The sequence below is a fragment of the Lederbergia sp. NSJ-179 genome (genome assembly GCF_022867885.1).
Classification (GTDB): Bacteria; Bacillota; Bacilli; order Bacillales; family Bacillaceae_C; genus Lederbergia.
The window spans coordinates 17,309-27,373 of sequence record NZ_JALIFP010000047.1 but is presented as its reverse complement, the minus strand read 5'-3'; the positions used below and the strand labels follow the sequence as shown (position 1 = coordinate 27,373).

Annotated in this window: 9 protein-coding genes and 1 pseudogene; 1 reads left to right on the top strand and 9 read right to left on the bottom strand. The window is 38.7% G+C overall.

Going from position 1 to position 10,065, the window contains the following annotated elements; genetic code table 11:
* Nucleotides 1-114 precede the first annotated feature (114 nt).
* Nucleotides 115-1,047 (bottom strand): annotated as a pseudogene (locus MUB24_RS20725) (YeeE/YedE thiosulfate transporter family protein); the annotation flags it as partial.
* Nucleotides 1,048-1,879: 832 nt separating this feature from the next.
* On the opposite strand from MUB24_RS20725, the gene MUB24_RS20720 reads away from it, so the two are divergent.
* A complete protein-coding gene (locus tag MUB24_RS20720) occupies nucleotides 1,880-2,542 on the top strand; it encodes a protein kinase family protein (protein ID WP_244707429.1) in 663 nt (220 codons plus the stop codon).
* 80 nt (nucleotides 2,543-2,622) lie between these two features.
* Here the strand turns inward: MUB24_RS20720 and MUB24_RS20715 are convergent, their stop codons facing one another.
* The 8 genes from MUB24_RS20715 to MUB24_RS20680 form a co-directional block, all read right to left on the bottom strand.
* A complete protein-coding gene (locus MUB24_RS20715) occupies nucleotides 2,623-3,696 on the bottom strand; it encodes an SIS domain-containing protein (protein WP_244707428.1) in 1,074 nt (357 codons plus the stop codon).
* 16 nt (nucleotides 3,697-3,712) lie between these two features.
* Complete coding sequence (locus MUB24_RS20710) at nucleotides 3,713-4,546, bottom strand: PTS system mannose/fructose/sorbose family transporter subunit IID (protein WP_244707427.1); 834 nt, start codon at nucleotides 4,544-4,546, stop codon at nucleotides 3,713-3,715.
* Nucleotides 4,533-5,318 carry a PTS mannose/fructose/sorbose/N-acetylgalactosamine transporter subunit IIC gene (locus tag MUB24_RS20705; RefSeq protein ID WP_244707426.1) on the bottom strand — a complete coding sequence of 262 codons (786 nt, stop codon included), beginning with the start codon at nucleotides 5,316-5,318 and terminating at the stop codon, nucleotides 4,533-4,535. The genes MUB24_RS20710 and MUB24_RS20705 overlap by 14 nt, the downstream gene beginning before the upstream one ends.
* A gap of 18 nt (nucleotides 5,319-5,336) precedes the next feature.
* Nucleotides 5,337-5,810 (bottom strand): PTS sugar transporter subunit IIB, encoded by a 474-nt coding sequence (locus MUB24_RS20700; protein ID WP_244707425.1) that lies wholly within the window; start codon nucleotides 5,808-5,810, stop codon nucleotides 5,337-5,339.
* Nucleotides 5,811-5,829: 19 nt separating this feature from the next.
* The gene (locus MUB24_RS20695; RefSeq protein ID WP_244707424.1) at nucleotides 5,830-6,246 is read right to left on the bottom strand and encodes a PTS sugar transporter subunit IIA; all 417 of its coding nucleotides are present in this window, start codon (nucleotides 6,244-6,246) and stop codon (nucleotides 5,830-5,832) included.
* A gap of 621 nt (nucleotides 6,247-6,867) precedes the next feature.
* The gene (locus MUB24_RS20690; RefSeq protein WP_396426797.1) at nucleotides 6,868-7,686 is read right to left on the bottom strand and encodes a carbohydrate ABC transporter permease; all 819 of its coding nucleotides are present in this window, start codon (nucleotides 7,684-7,686) and stop codon (nucleotides 6,868-6,870) included.
* Nucleotides 7,687-7,727: 41 nt separating this feature from the next.
* Nucleotides 7,728-8,666 (bottom strand): carbohydrate ABC transporter permease, encoded by a 939-nt coding sequence (locus MUB24_RS20685; protein ID WP_396426795.1) that lies wholly within the window; start codon nucleotides 8,664-8,666, stop codon nucleotides 7,728-7,730.
* A 63-nt stretch (nucleotides 8,667-8,729) separates the two neighbouring features.
* A complete protein-coding gene (locus tag MUB24_RS20680; protein WP_244707422.1) occupies nucleotides 8,730-10,049 on the bottom strand; it encodes an ABC transporter substrate-binding protein in 1,320 nt (439 codons plus the stop codon).
* Between the last annotated feature and the right edge of the window lie 16 nt (nucleotides 10,050-10,065).

The window sequence follows — 10,065 nt, the reverse complement described above, 5'->3', positions numbered from 1 at the left end:
GCCCGACATTGGCTTGCGAAACCTTTGTCATTATAGCAGAGGAGGACTTTTTTTATCATACGTAAAGGTACTTCCGTTTCTGTTCTCCCACGCATAGCGTGGGGCTTAATCAGGAGTTAAAGCGTCTCCTTTGTCCCCACTCCAGTATGTCCAGCTGGACACATCTATACCAAATGCACTGATAATTTTGGATCCCCATAAGGCAAATGCTGATGTAATCCCCCATGGACTTCCTCTAACGATAAGCACTAGTGCATTCAATAAAGCTAATACTACTGCTGCCGTATATAACGGCCACGAGCCACGAAAAACCCGCTTCCACCCTCTTTCCGTTGGTAAAGCTTTTATCATGGGTGGCTTTTTCCGTTTGGCAACTTGGACGGTAATCCAGTAGATAAAGGCAAATAATGCGATCTGTACCGCCCAAGCACCAAAATATCCAAGATTAGTAGATTCCGCCAGTGAAAATGGCTTAAAGCTTGGCATATCATTCATCCAGAATCCCCAATGATAAGCACCGATAACCGAGCCAGCAATAAATCCAACTAGGGTTATAACGGTTGGAGATTGGCCACTTCCGACGTGGTAAAGCGTTCCCGAGGCACAGCCACCGCCTAATTGCATCCCAATGCCGAAGATAAATGAGCCAACAATCAAACTAACCCCAACAGGTGAAATATTGCCACTCGGACTTGACCCGGTTAATGTAAAATCAGTTGCAAAAATGATCGCAAATATCGTTGACGCAACTGCGAGCATGATCATATGCGCCTGAATTCCTTGTACATTTCCTACTGACATCAACCGGCGAAATGCCGATGTAAAACCAAACCGCGCATGAAATAACGTAAATCCAAGTGCTAATCCCAGTATATACAATACCCCTTGCGTAAGAGATGTTTCGATAAATATATATGCCCCTAGCAAAATAATGGCAATTGAGCCAATGATAACATGAGGCTTTTGCCAATGATTCAATGGAGCAGCCGCATTCGTTGGGGTGTTTCTGGCTAATGTCTGTCGATTCAGCCTTTCTACAGTTTCCATCATCAATTCACCCTTTACTAATCAATTTAGTATGAATTAGTTTGTATTATGATTATAGTTGATCTCAACGTATCTGTAAAGGCTTCATAAAGGATTTATTTATGTGCATGAAGTAATGATCCATTCAAAGCGGCAGAATAGTTTTTCTATGGAGTCTGATTTCATGGCTCCTGCGATGCGAGAAAGAGGTTTGTCTTACTACGAAGTATATTTCAATAATTTCATGATGGAAACAAGCAAAAAGACAGATCCTATGTTTATGATCCAAGTGAATGAGTGGGGATCCCAAAACATTGTGCTGGTTTTTAATGTCCTGCAGGAGTATAGACACCCAAAGTTACATTAACGTTGTTGATTGCCTCCCTTTTACATCTTTTGATTTTAAGTTATATAGTGGTTATAACAATCTGAGTCAACAATTGATCTGAGATAATCATTTGACTCCACTAGGTTAAGAACTTATAATGGAAAAATATAATTCCTATGTACGTATAAGGGGAGTAGCTATACAATAAAGTCGTCAATACAGGATGAAATCCTCGGCTTTGTTGGCAATGCAAATGCATTGTTTGCGAGACCTTACCAGTTTTGGTAAGGTCTTTATGAAAAAAGACGTCACACCAAGACTGGTGCTGACGTCTTTTTCTTGGTTTAACAGAAAATGACAATCGCACATTGCGGATCATTTTACAATACAAACTTCCGTATTCCTACTGATAAGTCAACATCGGTTCAACCTATGATCTCAACCTGTATCCTTAGATGTTGTCGGAAAGTCTAGAAAGAAAATTTGTAAGATGCTTGTGCATTCGTGTTTGAAAGGAGTATTCAGTTGGATTTTTATAAAGACTTAGCAGACAGCGTAGTCATACACTATCAGAACAAAAAGCCGCTTCTCATGGGTCATAAGGAGACTTTGACTTTGGTTGGGGTTGGACGAAGTGCTTTTGTGTTTAAAATAAAAAATACAGATAAAGTAATCAAAGTATATTTTCCCGAGTTTCAACATTTGGCTCAAGAAGAAGCAGAGGTGTATCAGGCCGTCCAAGACATTGACTACTTCCCTTCTATTTATACATCCGGCTTAAATTATATTGTGATCGATTATATTGAAGGACACACACTTTTTGACTGTTTGACACTGGGTATACAGATTTCTGAAAAAGAGATAGAAGAAGTTGATTTTGCTTTATCACTAGCTCGAAATATTGGATTAAATCCTTCAGATATTCATTTACGAAATATCATCATGACCCCTAAGGGAGGGATTAAAATAATTGATATAGCCCGTTTTCGGCAAACGAAGCCATGTCCTCAATGGAGAGATTTAAGAAAAGCCTTTTATCGTTTTTATAGAAAACCCTTATTTCCAAAGAAAGTTCCCGCCTTCCTTTTAAATGCAATTGCAGTCTTTTATAAAAAACGCCTTTATAAATTGGATAAAGATCATACCCCATCCAAGCTTAAAAAAAGGAAGTGTAGACCACTTCCTTGATTTTCCTTCTATTTTTTAATGGTTCCACTTGTGTATGGCTTCAGCCTTCACTTAGGAGAAAGCGCAGCTAATAAAGAGTATCATTCCACTTTACTACGCATCACTTCTTTAAAGTCGGAATACACCGGAATCGATAAATCGATACCCTTCCCTTTACTGATCAAATAGGATAATAATTGATAAGGAACAACCAATGCCAGCGGTGACATAAACTCATCTACTTCTATTTCTAACCCTAATATATTTTTCTGATTTGATGTGCCGTTTGTAATGGTATAGACATGATCGCAGTATTTGCTAACAAAATCATTTAGCTTTCTTGAACGATCATAAGGTTTTGAATTCTCCACTTCAGTAAAGATCAGAGTAGAATCTTTATGAAGTTCAAATATGGGGCCATGCATATAGGCTTCAATTTCCAGTCCCTGTGTCGGAACGCGTACAGTTTCTGTGAACTTTGTTTCTGCTTCCCGAACTGTTCCAACATTTGGGCCATATCCTAACGGGGTTATCCGGCTCACATCATCCAAATCCTGCTTATTTTCTTGATAAAACTTTTCGGTTTTATGAATAATATTAGGGATTTCATCCACTAATTTATCCAACTTGGTGTATTCTTGATTTACGTCATCGATTGACAAATGATTGGAGCTTACTCCCAATTCGATGGCCATCATCATCAAAGACATGATTGTGGCAGACACTCCTTTTGTTGAATAGCCTACCGTTTCGATCCCACAGCCCATATCCAAAGAGGTATCCACTAACTTCGTAATCGGACTATCCATGATCGAAGTTAAAATGAAAACAGGTACACTGCTTTCTTTTGCCTTTTTAACAGCGTTGATGGTTGAGGTACTTGTTCCTCTTTGTGATACGGCAATAATAAGATCTATATCAGCTGGAACTTTCCCATACTCATAAAAGGTATACGGTTCCTCTATGTCCAGCGTTATATTTGCGACTTCCTCCATATATAATTTTGCACAAAGTACAGAATTAAACGAAGAACCCGTTGCCAGAAACAGAATTCTCTTAATTGATTTTCCCTTTATTTCTTTTATGAACGGTCCTAAGTTTTTTTCTTTGTTCGCCAAGATTGATTTTAAAACTGGTTTCTCTTCTTGAATATAATCCAACATCGTCTCCATCATTTTTAGCTCCTTCTGTTTATTCTGTCGGCTGAATGCCAAAAACACCAAGAAAGGTGAATAAAATACCCACAACAAAAATCCCAATTAATAACGTAGTCGTTTTAACCCCTTTTCCTAACAACCAGTATAAAATCCAAAATATACCTAGAGGGATCAAACCAGGCATGATTTGATCTAGAATATCTTGAACTTTAGTCGGGGAATCCTCTACACCTATATCTATCGGCACATAGGTTTTAATCATGGAGGCACTCATTCCACCTATGACCAATAACCCTAATATCGATGCACCATACGTTAATTTCTCCATAAGTCCTGAAGAAGATAGTTTACTCAAAAAGTTTGTTCCAACCCGATACCCCAGCTGTAAATAAGTATAGGATAACACAAGGGTAGGGATGTTGAAAAAAAGGAAGAACAAGATCACCCCAAGAAAATTGCCCTTTAATGCAAGCGATGTTCCAATCCCCGTAGCAATTAACCTGATCGTTCCCCAATACAGGGAGTCCCCTATCCCAGAAAGGGAACCCATGAGACTTGCCTTCACACTATTAATGGTACTTGTATCAAAATCTTTGGAACGGGCATTTTCCTCTTCCATTGCGACCGTTAGCCCAAATATAAAGGTTGAAACATACGGTGTGACATTAAAAAATTCCAAATGACGCTGAAGGGCTTTTGCCATCTCTTCCTTCCGTTTATACAATTTTCTTAGAGCAGGAATCATCGTAAAAGCAAAGCCTAAAGCTTGCTGGCGCTCATAGTTAAAAGAGTATTCTAATGTCAATGACCGAAGAAATATTTTATTTAACAGGCGATTTTTTTCCTTTTTTTCATCAGAAGTCTTCATCATCTTCACCCCCTTCAAGTACCTGATTATCGGTACCCGCTACTTGCATTTGATTTCCATTCAGGTTGGTCATAATTAAGGCAACCATGGCTCCCAATACAGCAATCGCAATAACAGGTAATTCCAGATATGCGACTAAAGCAAAGCCGATAAAAAAGTAGGGAACAACACGCTTGCTGATGAGCAATCTTCCTAATAAGGCAAATCCCAGTGCTGGTAAAATTAGTGTTGCAACTTGCAACCCATTCTGTATAAATTCAGGAATACTATTTAATAAGTTTGTGACCGCGGTACTGCCAATGGCAAACGAAATGCCAACGATGGCTGCTAGGAGAAGAGAAAGACCTGTCCCAATGAATATATGCATGGTTTGCACGCCACGTATCGATCCTTTTTCAGCATATCGATCCGCTTTGTGCAATAAGGAAGGAGCAATCAGAATCATGTAAAGGTTTTTTAAAATAAGGGCTAACGAAGCAATCGGAAAGGCCAAAAGCAAGGCTGTGGATGTACCTGTTCCAGATGCGATTGCAAATGCTGTACCTAACATGCCCCCGGATAAGATCTCAGGAGGAATCGCAGCACCAACAGCAAATAATCCAATAAAGGCTAATTCTAGTGTGGCACCGATAATAATTCCTTGCGTCATATCTCCCAATATCAACCCCACAACCCAGCCCGTCATAATCGGACGATTAAACATATTTCTTCCAACAAATAAATCAAATGCACCCATTAACAACGCGGCAATAAATAATAATAAAGCTGTCATTTGTTTTACTCCTTTTTCTTATTTAAGTAAACTTTCGATTTTCACCCTCTTATCTCCCGGAACAGCTCTCGCTTCAACCTCCACTCCTTTACGAACCAATTCTTTTAACATTTCTTCATCATGTTCCGTAATATTGACCAATTTTGAAAAAGACCTTGTTTCTTCCGTTTTCTTTAAATTTCCTAAATTGATCTGCTCAATCCCCTTAGCCCCTGTCGCTAATCTATAGGCATCTTCTACACTTTCCACCACTATAAAAAGTTTGTACTTGTCGGTTTTCCCATTATTAATCGCCTGGATGGAATCCTCAATATTTTTAATCACTAGCTTTATCCCCTGTGGCTTAGCCATCTTGATCATGCTTTTTCGTAATTCATCGTTGGGCACATCATCATTTGCAATTAGTAAACAATCAATACCTAGATTTCTCGCCCAGGAAACAGCCACTTGCCCATGTAACAAACGATGATCCACACGTAATAATTTAATCAATCGAAACATTCCCTTTCTTTTAAAAGTCATCATCTACTTTTTCTTGCTCTGTATCTAAGCGACAATGCTGGATACTATCTTTTGAACGATCTAACGCCAACTTTACCAACTTATCCGTATCTTCCATTTGTTGATTCATGGTTAGTTCCATAATGAGGGGTAAATTTAATCCCGCAATTAATGTCATTCTTCGATCATGGATTAATTTCATAAATTCGTTGTTCACGCTCCCGCCAAAAATATCTGTGACTACAATGAGTTCATCTTCCGCTTCAAGTCGCTTCATTACTTCTGAAATCTGCCCATTGAGATCTTCCCCGTCATTTACATACGCATTAATCGTCCAGATATTCTCATGCTTCCCCGTTATAAGCTCCAAAGAATGCAAAATTCCATCCGCAAAATTTCCATGAGACGCAAATAGAAAGTATCTCAAAATGACTTCACCTCCTTATCCATCATCTATTTAAAAGGATGCAGATCCATTGTTTTTCTTCCTTCCGCTCCATAGGCGAAGTCGTTGGCACCGACATTGGGCCAGTAGTGCAAAATTTAAGACTTGTACACGAAGTTTGAGCGGTAAAAAAACGAAGGTTGGGTTTATTTTGTCCTTAACGTGCTTCTTCATTCCTCGAATTCTGAGACAAGAAAAGTCCGGTTTTAACTTTTATTGGCGCGGGTTTATGATCTCAACCCGATGGCGCCTGGAGCTATATCCAAATACTAACCAAACTTTCTGGTTACCTTATAAAAAATAAGTGACCCTCCAAGTAGCTGATTAAAAATCGAGACGCTAACCTAGTGGGTCACTTCATGGGGATGTTCAAAAAGTCCGGTAAAAATGACGATGCGAATTTCTTCGTTGGCTTGCTTTTCCGCTGCTCACGTATTAACTGCATACGTTCCGCTGCTCAAAGCTACGCCGCCTCGAACTTCTTGGTCCTTTTTATCCTCCTTTTTGAACATGCACTTTATAGTGATTTCATTTATCCCTAGACTATATTTTATTTTTCTTCCTTCTTAGTTCCTTTACAATAAAGACTTTTATAGAACTTATTCAGCCTTTCACTCCTCCAGCCGCAATTCCTTCTACTAAGTATTTTTGGAAAAATAAGAAGACGAGTAACTGAGGAACGATGGATGCTACTGACATTGCAAACATTGGACCCCATGCAGATACAGAAGATGGATCAGAAAACAACTGTAAACCTAAGGCAATCGTATATAATTTTGTATCATTTAAATAAACGAGTGGTGTCATAAAATCATCCCAAGTCCAATAGAAAGAAAAGATTGCGACCGTTGCAAGAGCTGGTAAAGTTAAAGGTAAAACCACGCGCCAAAAAATGCCAAATGTACTTGCACCATCCATATAGGCAGCCTCATCTAACTCTCTAGGAATTCCCCTAATAAATTGAATCAATAAAAAGATAAAAAAAGGAGTTCCACCTATAAATGCGGGTACAATTAAGGGTAAATACGTATTCACCCAGCCTAAATTGTGAAATAAAACATATTGTGGAATCAAGGTTACTTGTTGAGGTAACATTAACGTTACGATCATACTCACAAATAAAGGTGTACGAAAACGAAACTTAAGCCTAGCAAATCCAAATGCAACTAAGGTGGAAGAAAGTAAAGTCCCGATGACCACCATTGTGGTAACAAAAGTAGAATTAAGAAAAAAAGTCGAAAAACTTAAGTTACCAAAACCTTCCCACCCTTTCACATAATTCTCCCATTTCCATTCAGAAGGAATTAATGAGGCAGCATTTCGAAAGATTTCGTTTTCCGGCTTCAATGAACTGGCAATCGTCCATAATATAGGATAAATCATTAGTAAGCCTAAAATCAAAATACCACCATGATAAATCATTGTTTTGAATGTTTTATTCTTCCTCAACTTTACATCCCTCCTTATGATTCATAATAAACCCAACTTTTCGCGGTTCGGAAAATAAAGGCAGTGAAAACAGCACAAATAAGTAACAATACCCAAGCTAATGCTGAAGCATATCCCATATCAAAGTGACCAAATGCTTTCTCATATAAATAGACGGCGTAAAATAAAGTACGGTCCATTGGCCCACCCGCCGTGATTAGAAAACTTTGGGTAAAAGCCATAAATCCTTGAATCGTTTGCATGACTAGATTAAAGAATAGAACAGGTGATAGCATTGGAAGTGTAATTTTAAAAAATCTTAAAATGGGGTTTGCTCCATCCACTGTAGCCGCCTCATATAGTTCATGGGGGATCGCCTTCAAACCGGCTAAAAAAATAAGCATAGGCGAACCAAACTGCCAAACGACTAACAAAATTAATGTCGAAAGAGCAAAGTCTGGACTTGTTACCCAACTAATGGATGGGACACCAAAAATGGACAGTATATCATTTACCGCACCATCTCCACCAAACAGCTGCTTCCACACGATCGCAATGGCCACACTTCCACCTAAAATAGATGGAACATAATATAAGGTGCGATAAAAACCTACCCCACGCCGGTTTGTATTAAATATCATGGCAACAAAAAGGGCAAATGCTAGTTTTAGTGGGACACTGACAAATACAAAAATAAAGGTAATCTTTATGGCCTGCCAAAAACGGCCATCATTTGTAAACATCTTGATATAATTATCCAATCCAATCCAAGAAGGCTCTGACAACAAATCATAATTGGTAAAGGAAAAATATAAAGATGCGATCATCGGTCCAACAATGAAGCCTAAAAATCCGATTAACCATGGTGCGATAAAGCCTAAACCAATTAAATCATCCTTTAAGCGGCTTTTTCGTTTATTTGGTTGATGTAAGTGTTGTGGTTTTCTTATCTCTTCAGCTATTTTTCCAGCCACCTTATCCTACCTCCCATTTACTTATAATCGAGAAGCCATCAAATTAGATGACTTCGGATTTATCTATTTATTTTTAGCCAGTATATCTTCAGCTTTCTTTCTAAAGTTTTCAGCAGCTTTTTTGGGTGTGATTTCCCCATAATAAATGGGCTCTGCCACTTCATTCTCGAATAATGATTCTATTTCGGTGGAACCTTGTGGGTCTGGCGGGTCAATTTCACGACTGTATTCCTCAGCTAGTTCTACATATTCAAACATCTTCTTCCCTGCTTCAGATGCATTTTCTTTTAAATGTTCTCGGACTTTCGTTGCAATTGGAATACCACGTTCCGCATTTAATATTTCATTGGCTTCAATACTATTTGTAAAATAATTGATAAATTTTGCAGCCTCCTCCTGTTCTTTTGAATGTGCAGAAACAGAGAGGAGCTGTCCTGGTTTGATATAATGCCCCAATTCCCCATCCTCTACCATTGGTTGAATCATTAAATCTAGTGGTCTACCAGCAGCCGCTTCAACGGCAATCAATTGATTACTATGAATATCCATCACAATGGCCGTTTTTTCATTAACGATTGGTAATTGTTCAACGCTATCGCCTGCGTCCTTAAAGACATCAGGTGGTGCGGCCGCTCCAGATTCCAACATATCTTTTGTTATTTGGAGAAAATCACTTAGCAGTTGATCATCCTCATAACCTAATCCGTCACCTTCGTCATTATATATCCACTTTCCATGTTCTCTTAAATAATGCTTAAAGCCCATAAGACCTGCACTTGGATGAACACCGTACACGCCTTCCCCCAAATTATCTGATAATTGTTGGGCTGCATCCTTTAAATCTTCCCACGTGTACCCAGGCTCTAATATAGGTACATTTGCTTTTTCAAACATGGCTTTATCGAACAAAATGGCATGAGCATTCGCCCCAATATTTACTGCATACAGTTTGTTATCAAGCTTTCCACCGTCAATATAAATATCTTCTACATCGCTTAAATCCAATGCACCATTTTCTACAAAAGGATTTAGATCTGCTAACAATCCTTTCCCTACATATTCGGATAAATACTTATAGTCCATTTGCACAATATCCGGTAGATTCCCTCCAGCCGCCTGTGTCGCCATCTTTTCCCAATAACCATCCCATCCGGTGAACTCTGGAGAAATCTTTACATGCGGGTTTTCTTCCATGTACTGTTCTATCACTTTCAATGTGCGATCATGTCGGTCCTGTGAACCCCACCATAACATTCGTAACTCTACTTGTTCTCCATCAGGTTTACTGTTAGAGTTCCCTTCTTTTGAGTTACAACCAGCAATCATGCCAATTGTTAGACATAATAAGAAAGTAATGAACCAATAATTCCCTTTCTTTTGCATCTTTCTTCTCTCCTTT

Bases quoted from the DNA above. Each gene is read 5' to 3' on its own strand.
- MUB24_RS20715 (WP_244707428.1), bottom strand. From the start codon at position 3,696: ATGATGGAGACGATGTTGGATTATATTCAAGAAGAGAAACCAGTTTTA.
- MUB24_RS20710 (WP_244707427.1), bottom strand. From the start codon at position 4,546: ATGAAGACTTCTGATGAAAAAAAGGAAAAAAATCGCCTGTTAAATAAA.
- MUB24_RS20705 (WP_244707426.1), bottom strand. From the start codon at position 5,318: ATGACAGCTTTATTATTATTTATTGCCGCGTTGTTAATGGGTGCATTT.
- MUB24_RS20690 (WP_396426797.1), bottom strand. From the start codon at position 7,686: ATGATTTATCATGGTGGTATTTTGATTTTAGGCTTACTAATGATTTAT.
- MUB24_RS20680 (WP_244707422.1), bottom strand. From the start codon at position 10,049: ATGCAAAAGAAAGGGAATTATTGGTTCATTACTTTCTTATTATGTCTA.